The organism is Agromyces binzhouensis (assembly GCF_042672355.1).
Lineage (GTDB): Bacteria > Actinomycetota > Actinomycetes > Actinomycetales > Microbacteriaceae > Agromyces > Agromyces binzhouensis.
Genome location: NZ_JBHXVJ010000006.1, coordinates 163,409 through 181,404 on the forward strand (window position 1 = coordinate 163,409; position 17,996 = coordinate 181,404).

Genomic DNA, 17,996 nt, shown 5'->3' on the forward strand with positions numbered 1-17,996 from the left:
CCGCGGACGCGGCCCTTCCCGGCGTCACCCGCGGTGGTTCGCCGGTGGCCGCCCCAGCAAGGCTAGCCCAACCGCGTCACCGGCCGACAGGCCGCCGGCCGCACCCGTGATTTATCTTGATGTCGAGATAACTGTATCACTCGGCGGCGCGCTTCGCGGGGTAGACCGCGCGCACCACGAGCCACGAGAACACGAGCAGCAGGGCGTAGAGCGGCACTCCCATGAGCAGGCGGGTCGCGCCGAGCGCCTCGACGTTGCCCGCGTAGTAGAACGGCACCTGCACGAGCAGCCGAGCGACGAACATGCCGAGCCAGACGACCGTCAGGAACTGCATCGCACGGTACTTCCGCCGCTCGCGGCGCCACGCGGTGCCGTCGCCCATCAGGAATCCGACGACGAGCCCGACGAGCGGCCATCGGACGAGGAGCGAGATGAGGATCGCGACGGCGTACGCGGCGTTGGTGTAGAAGCCGATGACGTAGTTGTCCTCGGCACGACCCGTCCAGAGCGAGAGGGCAGCGGATGCCGCCACGCCGATGAGCCCGGCGATCGCCTGCGTCGGTTGGCTCCGCGTGAACAGGCGCAGCGCCGTGAACACGACGGCGAGGCCGAGCGAGGCCCCGAGCGCCCAGCCGAGCTCGCGCGTGAACGTGTAGACGACGAGGAAGACGAGGCCGGGCAGGATGGCCTCGGCGAGCCCGCGGATGCCGCCCAGCGCGCCGACGAGGTCGGCGGGGGTCAGCGTCTCGTCGCGGGCGATCCGGCCGAGGCCGGACTTCTCGGCGGCCGCGGCGACCTGTCGGCCGAGCTCAGCGGTCGGGTCATCCGCCTCGCCGCCGTTCGACGAGTCGGCGTTCCCGGTGCGGTCGCGGTCGGTGCGATCGGCGGCGTGGTCCTCGCTCACGCGGGTTGACCGCCCGAGGACGGCGCAGGCATCCGGAGCGGGATCAGGTCGCGCGGGGGCATGGGCGTGTTCCCGCGCACCACGACGATCGACCGGAACAGGTCCTCGATCTTCGCGGCCGCCGCGGGATCGGCCGCGGCCTCGCCGGCGATGACGCCGCGCAGGAACCAGCGCGGCCCGTCGACGCCGATGAAGCGCGCGAGTCGCATCTTGCCCGCCTGCCCCTCGGCGGTCGTCACGGGGATCTGCGCGAGCAGTTCGGGGCCGAACGTTCCCTCGCGCACCTGCGTCGACCCGCCCTGCCGGGAGATCTGCTCGGCGATCTGGCCTCGGATCTCGTGCCAGAGGCCGCTCGACCTGGGCGCCGAGAACGGCTGCACCTGCAGGGTCGAGTTGGCGTAGTCGAGCCCGACCGCCACCACGCGCTTCGTGCCCTCCTCGACCTCGAGGCGCAGGTGCAGTCCCTCGCGGGGCAGGACCTTGACGCCGCCGAGGTCGACGTACGGGCGGACCGGGTTGGCCTCGGACTCGTCCAGCGGGCCGTTCGTCGCGCGGTCCTCCGGCGCGGACTTGGGGTGGTCGACGGGGATGTCGTCGATGTTCTCGATGTCGCTCACGCGTGTGCTCCTGACTGGTTCGCCCCGAATCCGGTGGATCCGAATCCTCCCTCGCCGCGAAGGCTCCCGGGCAGCTTCTCGACCTCGACGAACCGCGCTCGGCTCACCGGCATGACCACCAGCTGCGCGATCCGGTCGCCCGCCTCGATCCGGTACGGCTCGCGGGCATCGGTGTTCAGCAGTGCGACCTTGATCTCGCCGCGGTAGCCCGCATCGACCGTGCCGGGCGCGTTCACGATGGTGAGGCCGTGCTTGAACGCCAGCCCCGACCGCGGGACCACGAACGCGACGTAGCCGTCGGGCAGTGCGATCGCGACGCCGGTGCCGACGGTGGCGCGCTCACCGGGCTCGAGCACGACGGACTCGCCGGCGTGCAGGTCGGCCCCGGCATCGCCCGGGTGAGCGTAGGCGGGGACGTGGTCGGCCGTGATCAGCACATCGACGGAATCGGTCACCGTTCGAGGGTAGTGCAGAAGTCTGGTCTGATAGTTCCATGCCCGACTACCGCGAACGGCTCTGGCCGACGCCCTGGATCTACCTCATCAGCCTGCTGCTCGTCCCCGCGAGCATCCTCGTGCTCGCCCCGGTGTCGCTGCCCGCGGGCATCGCGACCGGCGTGCTCCTCTACGTGGCGGTCGCCGGCTCGCTGACGCTCACCTCGCCGGTCGTCGAGGTCGCCGACGGACGGTTCCGCGCGGGGCGCGCCTCCGTGCCGCTCGAGCTCACGGGCGAGGCGATCCCCGCCGAGGGCGAGGCCGCGCGAACCGAACGCGGAACCGGGCTCGACGCCCGGGCGTACCTCGTGATCCGCGGGTGGGTCAAGGACGTCGTGCGGGTGCCCATCGAGGATGCCGCGGACCCGGCGCCGTACTGGCTCGTGTCGACGCGTCATCCGCACGAAATGGCCGCCGCGATCAACGGATCGCGACGGCCTCGTGTCGGTGGGGAGCCCGCCTAGGCGGCGCACTCCAGGCAGATCGGCCCGAGCTTGGTCTCGTGGTCGATCTGCGAGCGGTGCTTCACGAGGAAGCAGCTGACGCAGGTGAACTCATCCGCCTGCGGCGGCAGCACGACGACGTCGAGTTCGACGTCGGACAGGTCGGCTCCCGCCAGGTCGAAGCTGCCGGGGTTGTCGGCGTCCTCGACGTCGACGCTTCCCGACATCTTGTCGGGCACGCGCTCCTTGAGGGCCTCGATCGACTCGGAGTCGTCTTCGGTCTTCCGCGGCGCGTCGTAATCCGTTGCCATTCCCATCCTTTTTCCATTGCCGAGGATTCGGCGGCCATAGTCTGCACGAAATCAAGTGCGTAAGCAAACCATCCGTCGACCGTCCGAACCGGTTGAATGCACAACTCACGGCACGCCCGGCGTATTCCCAGCGCACGCGGGACCCGCATGGCATCCTTGGGCGGAGATCAAGGGCACGGAAGGGCTTCTCGCCATGCAGGAACTCAAGGTGATCGGGGTCGAGAGCGGCGCCCTCATCGCGGCCTCGGACGACGGCGCGCGATTCCGTATCGAGGTCGACGAGGTGCTGCAGTCCCGCATCCGCCAGGCCGTGCCGGAGACGCGCACCGGACCGAAGCTCTCCCCGCGCGAGGTGCAGGCGCACATCCGCTCCGGCCTGTCGGCCGAGGAGGTCGCGGAGCTCACGGGCGCGTCGGTCGACGACATCCGCCGATTCGAGGGGCCGGTGATCGCCGAGCGCGAACACATGGTCACCTCCGCCCTCGCCGTCCCGACCCACGCCGAGCCCGCCGAGGGCGACGAGCCGATGTCGTTCGGATCGATGGTGCGCGAGCGCCTCGCGGGGCTGGGCGCGCACGGCGAGCGCTGGGCGAGCTGGAAGGACGAGGAGCGGGGCTGGATGGTCAAGCTCGAGTTCACGGCCGACGGCATCGACCACGACGCGCGGTGGTCGTTCGAGCCGCGCAAGCAGGCGCTTCACCCGCAGAACGCCGATGCGACGACGCTCTCGAAGCAGGGCGAGGTTCGGGGCGGGATGATTCCGCGGTTGCGGGCGGTCTCGACCTCCGACGACGCCTCCCGCTTCGACAGCGGCGCGTTCACCTTCGACGTCACCGAGTCCGCGGACGACGACACCGCGCCGCAGCCCGAACTCGCCGCCGCTCGATCGACGCCCGCGCCGAGCGGGCCCGGTGCGTCGACGACGACCGCCGCGTCGAGCGCTGCGGTCACACGTGCCGCCATCAAGCGAGCGGATGAGCCGGCACCGCCCACCGGCGAGACGGCCGACCTGCTCGAGGCGCTGCGCCGACGGCGCGGCGAGCGCGAGGTGGGCCCGATCCCGGAGCGGATCACGACGGCGCCGGCGCCGACCGACTCGCCTGCGACTCCCGTTCCGTCGCCGGCGACCGAGCTCCACGTCGATGGCGACGCCGATGAGGACGCGGACGAGGCCCAGGAGCGCGCGGGCGCGGCGGCACGTGCGCTGTGGGGTGGCAAGTCCGGCCAGGCGACGCGGCAGAAGAAGGGTCGCGCCGCGATGCCGAGTTGGGACGAGATCGTCTTCGGCGCCCGCAGCGACGACGACCTGGCGTAGACGACGGGATCCGTCAGCGGCCGCCGGTCCGCGACGCGCCACGCTGCCCGCCGGGCGGCGTGGGGTCGAGGCGTTCCGTCACGCACCTCCCGGTGCTAGCATTCGAACACAGTTTCGAATCTCGGAGGTCGGGATGCAGCGGACGATGGAACCGGCGGAAGTGTGGACCAGCGACACGGGCGTCCCCGAGCGGCTCGTCTGGCGCGCGCAGCGCTTCCGCGTCGACGACACGCCCACCCCGCTCGTCGGTCCGGCGGACTGGTGGCTCGCCTTCGCGGGCAACGACCCCGGCGCGGGGCGCGCTCCGCTCGCGATCACCGGATGGCGCTTCCAGGCGACCGGTCCCGAGGGCGATACCCACGTGTTCGACGTCGGGCACGACGGAACGCACTGGCACGTGCTGCGCGTGTTCGACTGACTACCGTCGGGCGTCCGAGTGCGGGATCAGGCCGACTTCTCGGCCCGGCGCGGCTTGGACGGCACGATGGTCGGAGCGGCGTTGTCGATCACCGTCTCCTTCGTGACGACCACCCGTGCGACCCCGGTGGAGGACGGCACCTCGAACATGATCGGCCCGAGCACCTCCTCCATGATCGCGCGGAGGCCGCGGGCGCCGGTCTGACGCAGCACCGCGAGATCTGCGATCGCCTCGAGCGCGGCCTGGTCGAAGTCGAGCTCCACGCCGTCGAGTTCGAACATCCGCTGGTACTGCTTGACGAGCGCGTTCCGCGGCTCGGTCAGGATCTCCATGAGCGCCGTGCGGTCGAGCGGGGTGACCGTCGCGACCACGGGCAGGCGGCCGATGAACTCCGGGATCAGTCCGAACTTGTGCAGGTCCTCGGGAAGGACCTCGCTGAAGAGCTCCGCCTCGTCCTGCTTGGAGTGCAGCGGTGCCCCGAAGCCGATGCCGCGCTTGCCCGCGCGCGAGGAGATGATCTCCTCGAGCCCGGCGAAGGCTCCCGCCACGATGAAGAGGACGTTCGTCGTGTCGATCTGGATGAACTCCTGGTGCGGGTGCTTGCGACCGCCCTGAGGGGGCACGGATGCCACGGTGCCCTCGAGGATCTTCAGGAGCGCCTGCTGCACGCCCTCACCCGACACGTCGCGCGTGATCGACGGGTTCTCGGCCTTGCGCGCGATCTTGTCGACCTCGTCGATGTAGATGATGCCGGTCTCGGCGCGCTTGACGTCGTAGTCGGCGGCTTGGATGAGCTTCAGGAGGATGTTCTCGACGTCCTCGCCGACGTACCCGGCCTCCGTGAGCGCCGTGGCATCCGCCACTGCGAAGGGCACGTTCAACTGCTTCGCGAGCGTCTGGGCGAGGTAGGTCTTGCCGCACCCGGTCGGGCCAATGAGGAGGATGTTCGACTTGGCGATCTCGACGTCGTCGTGCGCGCGGTCGGCGGGAGTGATCGCCGCCTTCGCGCGGACGCGCTTGTAGTGGTTGTAGACCGCCACGGCGAGGGCGCGCTTGGCGGCATCCTGGCCGATGACGTACTCCTCGAGGAAGCCGAAGATCTCCTTCGGCTTCGGCAGCTCGAACTCGCCCGACTCGGGCTCCCCCGCCTCGGCGAGCCGCTCCTCGATGATCTCGTTGCAGAGTTCGACGCACTCGTCGCAGATGTACACGCCGGGACCGGCGATGAGCTGCTGCACCTGCTTCTGGCTCTTGCCGCAGAAGGAGCACTTCAAGAGGTCAGCGCTCTCCCCGATGCGTGCCATCGCTTCCTCCCTCGAACCGAGTCTGTTCCGAGCCTAGCCCGAGGCGGGCCGCTCGGGGCCGATCCGCCCCGGTTTGGCGGAAACGGCACGACGAGGGGCGGATGCGTCATGCGCACCCGCCCCTCGTGAGCCCGTTCGGACTAGCGACTCAGCGCCGGCAGCGTCTTGCGCGACGTGAGCACCTGGTCGATGAGGCCGTACTCGCGCGCCTCCTCGGCCGAGAGGATCTTGTCGCGATCGATGTCGACGTTCACCTGCTCCTGCGTCCGGTTGGAGTGCCGGGACAGGGTCTCCTCGAGCCAGCTGCGCATGCGCATGATCTCCGCGGCCTGGATCTCGATGTCGGAGGCCTGGCCGTGGCCGGCCTCGCCCATCGCGGGCTGGTGGATCAGCACGCGCGCGTTCGGCAGCGCGAGCCGACGGCCGGGCGTGCCCGCGGCGGCGATCACCGCCGCGGCCGACGCGGCCTGGCCGAGCACGACCGTCTGGATCTGCGGCCGGATGTACTGCATCGTGTCGTAGATCGCCGTCATCGCGGTGAACGATCCACCGGGCGAGTTGATGTACATCATGATGTCGCGGTCGGGGTCCATCGACTCGAGCACCAGCAGCTGCGCCATGATGTCGTCGGCCGACGCGTCGTCGACCTGCACGCCGAGGAAGATGATGCGGTCCTCGAAGAGCTTCGCGTAGGGGTCCTGGCGCTTGTAGCCGTAGGCCGTGCGCTCCTCGAAGCTCGGCAGGATGTAGCGCGAGCCCGGGGCCTGCCGGCCACCCGGGAAGGCGGTGCCGCCGAAGGCGGGGATGTTCATGCTCACTGTCTCTCTCTTCCTACGCAGCCTGATCGGTCCCGCCGCCGCCCGAGACGTCGAGCGCCGACTCGCGGATGTGGTCGACGAAGCCGTACTCGAGGGCCTCCTGCGCGTTGAACCAGCGGTCGCGGTCGCCGTCGGCGTTGATCTGCTCGACGGTCTTGCCGGTCTGCGCCGCGGTGATCTCGGCGAGTCGCTTCTTCATGTCGAGGATCAGCTGCGCCTGGGTCTGGATGTCGCTCGCGGTGCCGCCGAAGCCGCCGTGCGGCTGGTGGAGCAGCACGCGGGCGTTCGGGGTGATGTAGCGCTTGCCCTTCGTCCCGGCCGTGAGGAGCAACTGGCCCATCGAGGCCGCCATGCCGATGCCGACCGTGACGATGTCGTTCGGGACGAACTGCATGGTGTCGTAGATCGCCATGCCCGCCGTGATCGAGCCGCCGGGTGAGTTGATGTAGAGGTAGATGTCCTTCTTCGGGTCCTCGGCGGCGAGGAGCAGCAGCTTCGCGGCGATCTCGTTCGCGTTGTCGTCGCGCACCTCGGAGCCGAGCCAGATGATGCGGTCCTTCAGCAGTCGATCGAACACACTGGGCTGCAGTGTCGGTTCGGCCATGGATTTCGCTCCGTTCCGTTGCGTGTTGGTCTCGAATCTATCCGGTGCAACACGCGGGAACCGGACTGTTCGCCGTCGGCGGATGCCGCGCCGCGGCGAGCTGCGTCAAGTGCCGGTCCGCGGCACCTCATCGGGCGGTACAACGAGCTCGCGCGCGTAGGCGTCGACCGCGCGGCGGTACTGCGTGAGGTGCGGCGCGAGCGCGACCAGGGCGACGGATGCCGCGGCATCCGCTGCGCCCGTCGAGACGAGTGCGAGCGCGCGGAACGCCGCCACCGCGTCGGCGAGGTCGCCCGCGTCGGCCGCGACCTCGTCGAGCAGGGCGAGCGATTCCGCCGGTCGGCCGAGGTTGCGGACCGTGGAGGCGAGTTGGATGTGCGCCTCGACTCGGGCCCGCCCCGACAGCCCGAGCTCGAGCGATCGGCGGTAGCGCGGCTCGGCCTCCTCCTCGAGGCCTGCGGAGTCGCGGGCTCCCGCCGCCTCGAACGGTCCGCGGGGGTCGTCGTCGGGCAGTTCTGCGGCGAGCGCGTCGATCCGCGCGATCACCTCCCGCTCCCCCAGTTCGGATGCCGCGTCCCAGACCGCGTCGACCCGTCGCTGCCAGTCGTCGCCCATCGCCGCTCGTCCCTTCGATCACGCCGCATCCACCGCGGAGACGACGACGGGGCCGGGCAGTGCTGCCCGACCCCGTCCGTCTCGACCGTCGATTACTCGGCGTCGGCCTTCTTCGACGCGCGCTTGCGCGCCGGCTTCTTCTCGGCCGGAGCCTCCTCGGCCTCGGCGGGCGCCTCATCGGCGGCAGCCTCGGCGGGCGCCTCCTCGGCGCCCTCGTCGTCGCCGGCGACGGCGGTGAACTCCGACAGGTCGACCGGGTTGCCCGCGGCATCCGCGACCTTCGCCTTGCCCAGGGCGATCGCGAGCGCCTTGTTGCGCGCGACCTCGCCGACCATGGCCGGGATCTGGCCGTTCTGGCTCAGGACCTGCACGAACTCGTTCGGGTCCATGCCGTACTGCGCGGCGCCCTGCACGAGGTACTGCGTGAGCTCCTCCTGGCTGACCTGGACCTTCTCGGCCTCGGCTATGGCGTCGAGCACGATCTGGGTCTTGAAGGCCTTGGTGCTCGCCTCGGTGACCTCGGCGCGGTGCTCGTCGTCCTCGAGGCGCCCCTCGGACTCGAGGTGACGGTGCACCTCGTCCTCGATGACGCTGTCGGCGACCGGGACCTCGACGAGCTCGAGGAGCTTGTCGACGAGGAGGTCGCGGGCCTGGGTGCCCTGGCCGAACGACTTGTTCTTCGCGACCTGGTCCTTCAGGCTCGCGGTCAGCTCGTCGAGCGTGTCGAACTCGCTCGCGATCTGCGCGAAGTCGTCGTCGGCCTCGGGGAGCTCGCGCTCCTTCACGGCGGTGACGGTGACGGTGATCTCGGCCGTCTCGCCCTCGTGGTCGCCGCCGAGCAGCTTCGACGAGAACGTCGTGGTCTCGCCGGCGGTCAGCGAGTCGAGCGCCTCGTCGATGCCCTCGAGCAGCTCGCCCGAGCCGAGCTCGTAGGACACGCCGCTGGCCGTGTCGACCTCGGTCTCCTCGATCTTCGCGACCAGGTCGAGCGTGACGAAGTCGCCCGTCTTCGCCGGACGGTCGACCGTGATCAGGGTGCCGAACCGGCTGCGGAGGCGCTCGAGCTCTGCGCTGACCTCGTCGTCGGCGACCTCGACCGAGTCGACGGTCACCTCGAGGCCCGCGTACTCGGGCAGCTCGATCTCGGGACGCACGTCGACCTCGATCGAGAGGAGGAGGTCGCCCGAGAAGTCGGACTCGCTCGGCCACTCGACGATGTCGGCATTCGGGCGGCCGAGGGGGCGGAGCTCGTGCTCGGTGACCGCGGCGCGGTAGAAGCCGTCGAGGCCCTCGTTGACCGCGTGCTCGAGGACGGCGGCCTTGCCGACCCGCTGGTCGATCACGGGCGCGGGCACCTTGCCCTTGCGGAAACCGGGCACGTTGATCTGCTCGGCGATGTGCTCGTAGGCGTGGGCGATGCTGGGCTTCAGCTCCTCGGGCGTCACCGAGATGGTGAGCTTGGCGCGCGTCGGGCTCAGCTTCTCAACCGAAGTGGTCGGCATGGGGAAGTTTCTCCTGTTTGGTGGAAGTACGTGGTCGAGCCGATGCGACTCGTCGGGGCGACAGGATTCGAACCTGCGACCTCCCGCTCCCAAAGCGGGCGCTCTAGCCAAGCTGAGCTACGCCCCGAGTCGCCGGCTTGACTCGCCGGTCCTGCGCGTCGGCACGCCGAAGCACGTCGAAGCACGGATTGGACCCGGGAAAGTCTACTGCACGAGCCGTGGTGCGCCCGATGCGTCGATCCGACCCGCCCGCGCCGCCTGTGGATGACGAAGTCAGGGCCGGCACCTATGGTGCCCGGAACGGGCCCGATGCGAGAGTGTGCGCATGACCGACTCGACGCGTCCCGCCGCGCCCGATCTGCGTCGCTGGCCGAGCGATCCCGCCCAGTTCGCCGACACCACGTTGTGCCCCGCCTGCTTCTCGCGCCTGCTCGGCGTCACGTGCGACGTGTGCGGGCTCCGGCTCGACGTCGCCGCGGCGACCGACCTGTTGGCCGCGGGCGTGCGCGTGCGCGATGCGGAGGCGGACCGGCAGTCGATCATCACCCGGATGCGTGCGGAGCAGGCCCCGCCGGCCGTGGCATCCGTGCCGAGCAGTGCTGGCGCGGGCTCCGCGTCCTCGCCCGGGGTGCCGATCGCAGCGCCGCCGCCGGCCGCACCGCCGTTGCCGCCGCACGTGGGCGCGGCTCCCGAGACGCCCGTCCGGGGTGCCGGGCCGGGCGCGGCGCCTCCCACGGCTCCGCGCCGTTCCGGGGTCCAGGTGCTGCTGCTCGCGCTCGGCGTCGTGCTGCTCTCGGTCGCCGCGATGGTCTTCCTCTTCTTCGCGTTCGTCGTCGCCGACCTCGAGATGCGGTCCCTCATCACCGCCGCGGTGAGCGTGATCGTCCTCGTCCTCGCATGGTTCCTCCGCGCCCGACGGCTCCCGGGCACCGCCGAGGGCGTGTCGGCCGTCGGCGCCGTCCTCCTCGTCCTCGACGCCTGGATCATCCGGGCGAACGGCCTCTTCGGAACGGAGCGCGTCGAATCCGCGGCCTACTGGGGTGCGGCGCTGCTCGTCGTCGCAGCGGTCCTCGCGGGCGCGGGAATCCTCAGCCGACTGCGCCTCCCGAGGCTCGCGGCGGCGGCGCTCGCACCCGCGGGCGTGTTCTCGGGCGGCTTCGCCATCGCACCGGACGGGGAGGTCGCCACGGGACTGTGGCTCGGTGGGACGGCCGTCGCCCTCCTCGGCGTGGCATCCCGGTTCATCGGGCCGAGGCCCGAGCGGATCATCGTGCGCACCTTCGGCTTCACCGGCGGCGGGATCGCCCTTGCGACCGCCGCCTGGGCACTCCCGTCCGTCGGGCTCGGGGCGTTCTGGTCCTTCCTCGCGGTCGCGGTCGTCTGGGCCGTCGTCCTCGTCGCGTCGCCGTCGTCGGCGGCAGGGACGAGCGGATGGCGCGTCCTCGCGTCGGTCGCCGTCGGCCTCAGCGTCCCGCTCGCGTTCGTCCTGGGGATCGCGCTCGACCGTGGGACGACGACGGTCTGGCTGGCACCCGGACTCGCCGCGCTCGTGACCTGCGCCATCGCGGCGACCACGAGGATGGGCGCGGTGCGCCGCGATGCGCTGCCCGCACTCCTCGCAGCCTCCGCGGTCGCACTCGCCGCGACGCTCCCGGCGCTCCTCATCGCGCTGGGCGGCCTGGCGAGCCTCGCCTCCGACGTGATCGGGCTGTGGGCGCTCAGTGCGACCGCGCCGCGGGACGTGCCCGACGAGGGCGGGGCCTCCGTGCTCGCGCTCGCAGTCACGACCGTCGCGCTGATCGCCGTCCTCGCGCTGACCGGCCGCCTGCTCCGCTTCGCGGCGGCGGCGATCGCGGGCGCCCTCACGACCGCACTCGCCGCCGCCGTGCTCATGCCGACCGTGGCCGCGGCTGCCATCGGCCTCATCGTGGTCGCCGCCGTCGCGCTGGTGGCCGCTGCGATCCCCGCGGTCCGGCGGCTCAGGGGTGCGATCGTCGTTCTCGCCGCAGGTGGCATCCCTGCGGCCGCACTCGCGTGGCTGGTCGGCCACTCGTCGACGGGCCTCTGGTGGTGGGTCGTGCCGTCCGTGGTCGCGTTGTCGATCGCGGGGCGCGTCCTCGCCGCTCGCGTGGCGCGGACGGCACTGGCGACGGTCCGCGTGCTGCACGTGGTGGCCGCCTCGCTCGTTGCGCTTCTCGCCACCGTCGCGTTCCCCGCTTGGGCTGCGGCATCCGGCGTGCCGATCTCGACGCCCTGGGACGAACCCGCGTTCCTCGTCGCCGTGGTCGCGACGCTCGCGCTCGGCGCCCTCGCTGTCGCCCGCAGGCTCCCGGCCGATGACCGCGTGACAGCCGGAGCCGCACTGTTCGCCGGGGCGATGATCGCCACGACGTGGCTCGCCGTCACGTTCTTCACGCCCTGGGCCTGGGCCCCCGCGACTGCGCTCGCCGTCGTCGGGCTCGTCTGGGTCCGTTCGGATCTCCGCCCGATGCGTGCGCTGTTCGCCGCGGGCACCCCGCTGGCGATGGCGTTCGCGGGTGCCGGGATCAGCGTGGACCTCGCCGGCGGGAACGTCGCGATCGGGCTCGCTGCCGCGATCCTCGCGGCCGCGGGGGTCGCGCTGGTGGCGCTGCCCTCGGATCCGCTCGGCAGGCGGATCTGGGGCATCGTCGCCGGCGCACTCACGACGATCGCGGCAGTGGTCGGCCTCACGGCATCCGCGCCATCCGGCGGGGCCTGGCTCGTCCTCCTCCTCCTGACGCCGGTGCCGTTGCTGATCGCCGCGATGTTCGGCGATCCGATCGGGGGCGGTTCGCCCGCGGTGCACGCGTCATGGGGATCGCTCGCGCTCGGCGTCGGGACCGTCTGGGCATGGCCCGACGCCCGCGGCATCGACGCGGTCGAGACGTACACGCTTCCGCTCGCGGCCGGACTGCTGGCGTCGGCGGCGCTCCTCATCTGGAGGCGGCCGGCGACCGACTCGACCGCCGCCGGGCGCACCGCGCTCCTCGCGGCGGCGGCGGCCGTTGCCGTCCTGCCGAGCGTCGCCCTGGCGGGCGACTCAGCACTGCGAACGCTGCTGCTCGTCGCGACCGGTGCCGTGTTCGTGATCGCCGGGAGCTTCACGCCGGATCTCCTCCGCGGCGTCCCCATCCGGATGCTCGTCGTCGCGACCGGGTGGGTGGCCGCGACCGGCGCCGCCGTCCTGCGCGGGTCCGCGATCGCCGGAGGCGTTGACGGCGCGCTTCCCGTCGAGTTCTGGCCCGTCCTCGCGTTCGGGGTGGGGCTCGTCGCGGTCGTGCCCTGGGTCCGAGACCGCGTCGAGCCGCAGCGCGCGGCCGAGGCTGTGCTCGCGGCATCCCTCGCACTGGCCGCGATCCCGACCACGATCGCGATCGCCGAGGGCGTCGACGCCGACCTCCGCACCGCGGTGCTCCTCGTCGTCCTGGGCGGTACGTACGTGCTCGGCACCACGACGCGGTCGCGGCCGTTCGCCGGCGCCGCGCTCAGGTGGACCGCCCTCGCCATGGCGGTCGGCGCCGGCGGGCTCGCGCTCGTCCTGCGCTCGGTCGATCCGTTCGACCTGGTCACGGTTCCCATCGGCGCGGCGCTCGTCGCCGCCGGAGCGATCCGGATGCGGCGATCGCCCGCTGTGGGGAGCTGGCCGGCCCTCGGTCCGGGCCTCGCCGTGCTCATGGTGCCCGCGCTCATCGCGGACTGGACCGACCCCGCACTCTGGCGTCTGGTGGCACTCGGCGTCGTCGCGGTCTCGGCGGTCGTGATCGGGGCGGTGGTCCGGCTCCAGGCACCGCTCCTGCTGGGTGGCGCCGTGCTGCTCGTGCACACGGTCGCACAGCTCTGGCCGTGGATCACGCTGCTGTACGAGGCGGTGTGGTGGTGGCTGTGGCTCGGGATCGCCGGCGCGCTCCTGATCACGATCGCGGCGACGTACGAGCGTCAGATGCGCCTGGCTCGCGGAGTCATCCGCACCATCGGTTCGCTGCGCTGAGGCGAACCCCCACGGCCCGCACGGGAGGCGCGCCGCGACCCGTTCGTGCACGAACCGGCTCGCGTCGGCGTGTACGATGATCGGGTGCCCGCTCGCGGGTGCTCGGGGATGTAGCTCAATGGTAGAGCCTCAGTCTTCCAAACTGATGGTGCGGGTTCGATTCCCGTCATCCCCTCCCTGTGATGTCCCAGGACATCGTGAACGGCTGAACCGCGGACACGCGGGTTCAGCCGTTTCTCGTTGCGGGTGCGGTGATTCGCCACCATCGGTCGGCCGGAGTCAAGCCCCTGCGAGTCCGCGGGGAATCCCGCGACGCCGGCGGACGTTGGCCCTACCGTGGCATCCGTAAGGGTACGAGTGGAAGGGGACCACATGACCGACTCGAAGACCGCATCGAAGTCCACGGCTCCGATGGCCGGAGCCGACCCGGAGGTCGCCTCGGGCGTCTCCCAGTTCTTCACGCCGCTCGTCCACGAGTTGACCGTGCTCGCGATCAACGGCAAGCAGGCGCACTGGAACGTGCGCGGCCGCGACTTCCTCGAGGTGCACGAGTTCCTCGACACCGTCGTCGACCACGCGCAGGAGTGGGCCGACCTCGCGGCAGAGCGCGTCGTCGCCCTCGGGCTGCCGATCGACGCGCGGATGGCGACGATCGCCTCCGGGAGCGCGGCCGCCAACCCGAAGGCGGGCTTCAAGCAGTCCGACGACACGATCGCCGACGTCGTCGCGCAGATCGACGTCGCCACGGCTCGGGTGAACGCGGCGATCGAGGGGCTCGAGGAACTCGACCCGGCGAGCCAGGACGTGGCGATCGCGATCCGCCAGGGTCTCGACAAGGACCGGTGGTTCCTCGCTGCGCACGTCAGCGTGACGTAGTCGACCGGCGCGAGCTCGGACACGCCGCGGCGACGGCAGCGGCGACACGGGCCCGGGTGCAGAATGCCGCCATGGCGGATGCACCTGGGCCCGATGCGTCGCGTCGACCGGATCCCGAGCGGCCGAGCGCCGAGGAGCTCACGGACGCCCAGCGGTCGCTGCGGGCCCAGATGCTGGCGACCGAGCACTGGAGCCTCCTCGCGTCGCGGAGCACGACGCAGAGCGAGGTGCTGACGCGCATCGCCATCTACCTCACGCTCGTGTCCGCGGGTCTCGTCACGCTCAGCGTGCTCGGGAACGCGACCGGGTTCCGCGGCTGGTTCGGCGTCGCCGCGCTCGGCGTGCTCCTGCTGCTCGTGCTGCTCGGACTCATCACCCAGAAGCGGGCCTTCAACGCCTCGCTCGACGACCTGATGTTCGTGCTCGCGATGAACCGGCTGCGCGGCGCGTACCTCGACCTCGATCCCGGGATCGCCGACTACCTCGTGACCTCCGCGAACGACGATGAGGCGGGGAGCGCACAGACGTACTACGCCTACAGCCCGCGACCGGGCCAGATCTGGGCGAGCTCGGCGATGATCATCTCCGTGGTCGTGGCTGCAGTGATCGCCCTCTTCGTCGGCGGCGTGGTGCTCGGTCTCGCCGGCCCGATCTGGCTGGCGATCAGCCTCGGGGTCCTCGCCGGCCTGGGCTCGATCGCCGCCTGGATGAGGACCGGCTATCGCGGGTACACCGCGATGTTCCGCCTCCATTCCCCGTTGCGGACGACCTCCGCCGACTGAGCGCGTCCGGGGTCGGTCGAGTCCCGAGGGGTGCGGCGATCGGGGACCGAGGGCAGAATGCCGCCATGTCGGATGCACCCGGGATCGACCCTCCTCCGTCCGCCGACGACCGTCGGCCCACGGCCGACGGACTCACCGACGCGCAGCGCTCGCTCCGCGCGCAGATGCTCGCGACCGAGCACTGGAGCCTCCTCGCGTCGCGGAGCACCACCCAGAGCGAGTTGCTCACGCGGATCGCGATCTTCCTGACGCTCGTCTCGGCGGGTCTGGTCACGCTCAGCGTGCTCGGCAACGTGACCGGATTCCGCGGCTGGTTCGGCGTCGCGGCGATCAGCGTGCTGGCGCTGCTCACCCTGCTCGGCTTCATCACGCAGACGCGCGTGCTCAACGGCATGACCGAGGACCTCGCCTACGTCATCGCGATGAACCGGCTGCGCGGCGCGTACCTCGACCTCGATCCCGGGCTCGCCCCGTACCTGCTCAGCTCCGCGAACGACGACCGGCTCGGTGCGCACCGCACCTACTTCCCGTTCGGTCCCCGCCCGAGCCAGCCCTTCGCCAGCTCGATGACGGTGATCACTTCGGTGGAGAGCGCCATGGTCGGGCTGCTCATCGGCGCCGTCGTGACCGCGTTCGGCGGTGGGACCGCCGTCGCAGTGGGCGTCGGCGTCGTCATCGCGGTCGGCTGGTTCGTGCTCTGGGCTCGGATCGGCTACGTACGGTACCGCGAGGTCTTCGGCACGTACACGCCGCTTCGCCCGACACCCCACGACTGAACATCGCCGGCGTGGGCCCCGTCAGCGCTGCAGCCAGGCCAGCACGGCGAGCACCCGCCGGTGATCCGTGCCCGAGTCCTCGAGGCCGAGCTTCTGGAAGATCGAGGTCACGTTCTTCTCGACGGCGCCGACGCCGATGAACAACTGCCCGGCGATGCCGGCGTTCGTGCGCCCCTCGGCCATGAGCTCCAGCACCTCCCGTTCGCGCGGAGTGAGGGAGGCCAGCGGGTCGCCGCGCCGCGAGAGCAGCTCGCGCACGACCTGCGGGTCGAGCACGGTGCCGCCGTCCCGGATGCGGAGCACCGCATCCTCGAGGTCCTCGAGCGAGGCCACGCGGTCCTTCAGCAGGTAGCCCATCCCACCGTCGGCGGAGGCGAGCAGCTCGTGCGCATAGGTGCCCTCGACGTACTGGCTGAGCAGGAGCACGCCGATCCCCGGCCGCCGACGGCGGAGCTCGATGGCGGCCCGGACCCCCTCGTCGCGGAACGTGGGCGGCATGCGGACGTCGAGCACCGCGACCTCCGGCGCTGCACGGTCCAGGTCGGCGAGCAGCGCGTCGGCGTCGCCGTAGGCGCCGACCGTCTCGAAGCCGGCCTCGTCGAAGAGCCGCACGAGCCCCTCGCGGAGGAGCATCGAGTCCTCCGCGAGGACGACGCGGACGGGTGGGGCGGGCGTTGCGGTCTCGCTCACGCGCCCACCCTATCGACGGGCGTGAACGGGAAGTGGGCGCCGATCACCGTCGGTCCCCCGGCGGGGCTGTCGACCAGCAGCACGCCGCCGAGGCCGCGCACGCGCTCGTCGAGGCCCGCGAGCCCGTGGCCCGGCCTCGCCACCGCGCCACCATGGCCGTTGTCGGTCACCCAGAGGTCGAGCCAGAGGCCGGTCGCGCCCGTGTCGCGCTGGGCGAGGCGCAGGCGGATGGCGCTCGCACCCGAGTGCTTGGCCGCATTGGTCAGCAGCTCGGCGGCGATGAAGTAGGCGTTCCGCTCGATGGCGGCAGGCAGGGCGGCATCCGTCGGGAGCATCCACTCGAGCTCGACGGGCACGGGGCTCCGCGCAGCGAGGGACTCCAGCGCGCTGGCGAGCCCGCGGTCCTGCAGCAGCGGCGGCGCGAACCCGCGCGAGAGCGCCCGGAGTTCGTCGAGGGTGTCGCGCGCCTGGTCGCGTGCCTCGGCGAGCAGCCCCTTCGCCGCCTCGGGGTCGGCGTCGAGCTTGCGCTCGATGGCCGCGAGGTCCATCTGCAGGCGCACGAGACGCTGCTGCGGGCCGTCGTGGATGTCGCGCTCGAGCCGTCGCAGCGCGGCGTCCTCCGCCTGCACGGCCGCGCCGCGCGACGCCGCCAGGTGCTGCACCTGGCGTTCGAGCGCCTCCGACCGCCAGGCGCCGAGCATGCCGCGTCCGATCCCGTCGTGCATCAGCGTGAAGCCGGCGGTGATGAGCGGCAGCGTCAGGAGGAACACGGCGCCGAGCACGAACTGCGCGACGGCCTCGACCACGAGCGGGTCCAGGGCGAGTGCCGCGGATCCGCCCGGCCAGACCCGGTCGAGGAGCCATTCGACCGGCCAGGTGTCGCGCGAGTCCTGCGGCACGAAGATCGCCCAGATCCAGTACGTCAGGCCGCCGAGCGCGATCGAGGCCCAGACGACGGTCACGGTCCAGGTGAACAGCGACACGATCGGCGCGACCACCATGCCGTGCAGCAGGTAGAGCCAGTAGTGGCCGTCGACGAACGGCGCGAAGAACGCCCGCCACGGACCCTCGCCGACGGGCGCCGCGGCATCCCACTGCGGCCGCCGGATGGCCGGCCGGCCCGCCCAGCGCAACCGCACCAGTTCGAAGGTGCCGAATCCGCGGGCGGTGTAGAGCGAGGCGACGACGATGACGAGCCCGACGACGACGACGAGCAGGCTCACGCCCGTCGAGAACAGCGTCACGAGGGTGACGAACGCGACGAGCGCGATCGGGAACCCGAGGAGCACGTAACCGAGTTCGCGCGGCAGGCTCGCCCAGAGCGCGCCGTATCCGCGGCGTCGCGGGGCGGAATCCGTCGTCGCCGCCGGCGTGATCGAGCCGGTCGGTGCGGGGTCGGTGAGCGTGGTCATGGTCGTTCGTCTCCTCGGTCATCGTCGCACGCCGACACGGTTCGACGACGGTGGACTGTCCCGTCGTCACCTGGCCCGCGTGTCGCCGCATGCCGGTATGGGTGTT

Annotated in this window: 18 protein-coding genes and 2 tRNA genes; 8 read left to right on the top strand and 12 right to left on the bottom strand. The window is 71.5% G+C overall.

What is annotated here, in order from left to right:
- Positions 1-136 precede the first annotated feature (136 nt).
- Genes ACFVHK_RS11985 through dut form a run of 3 tightly spaced genes read right to left on the bottom strand, consistent with a single transcriptional unit; the run spans position 137 to position 1,976 of the window.
- Positions 137-904 carry a DUF3159 domain-containing protein gene (locus ACFVHK_RS11985; RefSeq protein ID WP_376928994.1) on the bottom strand — a complete coding sequence of 256 codons (768 nt, stop codon included), beginning with the start codon at positions 902-904 and terminating at the stop codon, positions 137-139.
- Positions 901-1,521 carry a DUF3710 domain-containing protein gene (locus ACFVHK_RS11990; protein ID WP_129233009.1) on the bottom strand — a complete coding sequence of 207 codons (621 nt, stop codon included), beginning with the start codon at positions 1,519-1,521 and terminating at the stop codon, positions 901-903. The genes ACFVHK_RS11985 and ACFVHK_RS11990 overlap by 4 nt, the downstream gene beginning before the upstream one ends.
- Complete coding sequence (gene dut, locus ACFVHK_RS11995; protein ID WP_376928995.1) at positions 1,518-1,976, bottom strand: dUTP diphosphatase; 459 nt, start codon at positions 1,974-1,976, stop codon at positions 1,518-1,520. The genes ACFVHK_RS11990 and dut overlap by 4 nt, the downstream gene beginning before the upstream one ends.
- A 38-nt stretch (positions 1,977-2,014) precedes the next feature.
- On the opposite strand from dut, the gene ACFVHK_RS12000 reads away from it, so the two are divergent.
- Positions 2,015-2,479, top strand: a complete 465-nt coding sequence (locus ACFVHK_RS12000; RefSeq protein ID WP_129233011.1) for a DUF3093 domain-containing protein — start codon at positions 2,015-2,017, stop codon at positions 2,477-2,479.
- Here ACFVHK_RS12000 and ACFVHK_RS12005 read toward each other — a convergent pair.
- Positions 2,476-2,769 carry a DUF4193 domain-containing protein gene (locus tag ACFVHK_RS12005; RefSeq protein WP_129233012.1) on the bottom strand — a complete coding sequence of 98 codons (294 nt, stop codon included), beginning with the start codon at positions 2,767-2,769 and terminating at the stop codon, positions 2,476-2,478. The genes ACFVHK_RS12000 and ACFVHK_RS12005 overlap by 4 nt on opposite strands.
- Before the next feature lie 193 nt (positions 2,770-2,962).
- Between ACFVHK_RS12005 and sepH the strand changes: the two genes are divergently transcribed.
- On the top strand, positions 2,963-4,084 hold the full coding sequence (gene sepH, locus ACFVHK_RS12010) for a septation protein SepH (protein WP_376928996.1): 1,122 nt from the start codon (positions 2,963-2,965) through the stop codon (positions 4,082-4,084).
- A gap of 145 nt (positions 4,085-4,229) precedes the next feature.
- Complete coding sequence (locus ACFVHK_RS12015; RefSeq protein WP_376928997.1) at positions 4,230-4,502, top strand: hypothetical protein; 273 nt, start codon at positions 4,230-4,232, stop codon at positions 4,500-4,502.
- A gap of 26 nt (positions 4,503-4,528) precedes the next feature.
- Here the strand turns inward: ACFVHK_RS12015 and clpX are convergent, their stop codons facing one another.
- The 6 genes from clpX to ACFVHK_RS12045 all read right to left on the bottom strand — a co-directional run bounded on the left by clpX (position 4,529) and on the right by ACFVHK_RS12045 (position 9,472).
- The gene (gene clpX / locus ACFVHK_RS12020; RefSeq protein WP_376928998.1) at positions 4,529-5,806 is read right to left on the bottom strand and encodes an ATP-dependent Clp protease ATP-binding subunit ClpX; all 1,278 of its coding nucleotides are present in this window, start codon (positions 5,804-5,806) and stop codon (positions 4,529-4,531) included.
- 140 nt (positions 5,807-5,946) lie between these two features.
- Complete coding sequence (locus ACFVHK_RS12025; RefSeq protein WP_376928999.1) at positions 5,947-6,618, bottom strand: ATP-dependent Clp protease proteolytic subunit; 672 nt, start codon at positions 6,616-6,618, stop codon at positions 5,947-5,949.
- A 19-nt stretch (positions 6,619-6,637) separates the two neighbouring features.
- Positions 6,638-7,228 (bottom strand): ATP-dependent Clp protease proteolytic subunit, encoded by a 591-nt coding sequence (locus ACFVHK_RS12030; RefSeq protein ID WP_154347574.1) that lies wholly within the window; start codon positions 7,226-7,228, stop codon positions 6,638-6,640.
- A 105-nt stretch (positions 7,229-7,333) separates the two neighbouring features.
- Positions 7,334-7,843 carry a tetratricopeptide repeat protein gene (locus ACFVHK_RS12035; protein WP_376929000.1) on the bottom strand — a complete coding sequence of 170 codons (510 nt, stop codon included), beginning with the start codon at positions 7,841-7,843 and terminating at the stop codon, positions 7,334-7,336.
- A 92-nt stretch (positions 7,844-7,935) separates the two neighbouring features.
- Positions 7,936-9,345 carry a trigger factor gene (tig, locus tag ACFVHK_RS12040; RefSeq protein ID WP_129235752.1) on the bottom strand — a complete coding sequence of 470 codons (1,410 nt, stop codon included), beginning with the start codon at positions 9,343-9,345 and terminating at the stop codon, positions 7,936-7,938.
- Between the two features lie 52 nt (positions 9,346-9,397).
- Positions 9,398-9,472 (bottom strand) — tRNA-Pro (locus ACFVHK_RS12045).
- A 198-nt stretch (positions 9,473-9,670) separates the two neighbouring features.
- Between ACFVHK_RS12045 and ACFVHK_RS12050 the strand changes: the two genes are divergently transcribed.
- The 5 genes from ACFVHK_RS12050 (at position 9,671) to ACFVHK_RS12070 (ending at position 15,788) form a co-directional block, all read left to right on the top strand.
- On the top strand, positions 9,671-13,354 hold the full coding sequence (locus ACFVHK_RS12050) for an SCO7613 C-terminal domain-containing membrane protein (RefSeq protein ID WP_376929001.1): 3,684 nt from the start codon (positions 9,671-9,673) through the stop codon (positions 13,352-13,354).
- A 104-nt stretch (positions 13,355-13,458) separates the two neighbouring features.
- A tRNA-Gly gene (locus tag ACFVHK_RS12055) sits at positions 13,459-13,529 on the top strand.
- A 197-nt stretch (positions 13,530-13,726) separates the two neighbouring features.
- The gene (locus tag ACFVHK_RS12060; protein WP_376929002.1) at positions 13,727-14,230 is read left to right on the top strand and encodes a Dps family protein; all 504 of its coding nucleotides are present in this window, start codon (positions 13,727-13,729) and stop codon (positions 14,228-14,230) included.
- Positions 14,231-14,301: 71 nt separating this feature from the next.
- Positions 14,302-15,012, top strand: a complete 711-nt coding sequence (locus tag ACFVHK_RS12065; protein ID WP_376929003.1) for a hypothetical protein — start codon at positions 14,302-14,304, stop codon at positions 15,010-15,012.
- Between the two features lie 65 nt (positions 15,013-15,077).
- Positions 15,078-15,788, top strand: coding sequence for a hypothetical protein (locus ACFVHK_RS12070; protein WP_376929004.1), 711 nt, complete (start codon positions 15,078-15,080; stop codon positions 15,786-15,788).
- A gap of 21 nt (positions 15,789-15,809) precedes the next feature.
- Here ACFVHK_RS12070 and ACFVHK_RS12075 read toward each other — a convergent pair whose 3' ends face one another.
- Positions 15,810-16,478 (bottom strand): response regulator, encoded by a 669-nt coding sequence (locus ACFVHK_RS12075; RefSeq protein ID WP_376929005.1) that lies wholly within the window; start codon positions 16,476-16,478, stop codon positions 15,810-15,812.
- Positions 16,475-17,890 carry a sensor histidine kinase gene (locus ACFVHK_RS12080; RefSeq protein ID WP_376929006.1) on the bottom strand — a complete coding sequence of 472 codons (1,416 nt, stop codon included), beginning with the start codon at positions 17,888-17,890 and terminating at the stop codon, positions 16,475-16,477. The genes ACFVHK_RS12075 and ACFVHK_RS12080 overlap by 4 nt, the downstream gene beginning before the upstream one ends.
- Positions 17,891-17,996 lie beyond the last annotated feature (106 nt).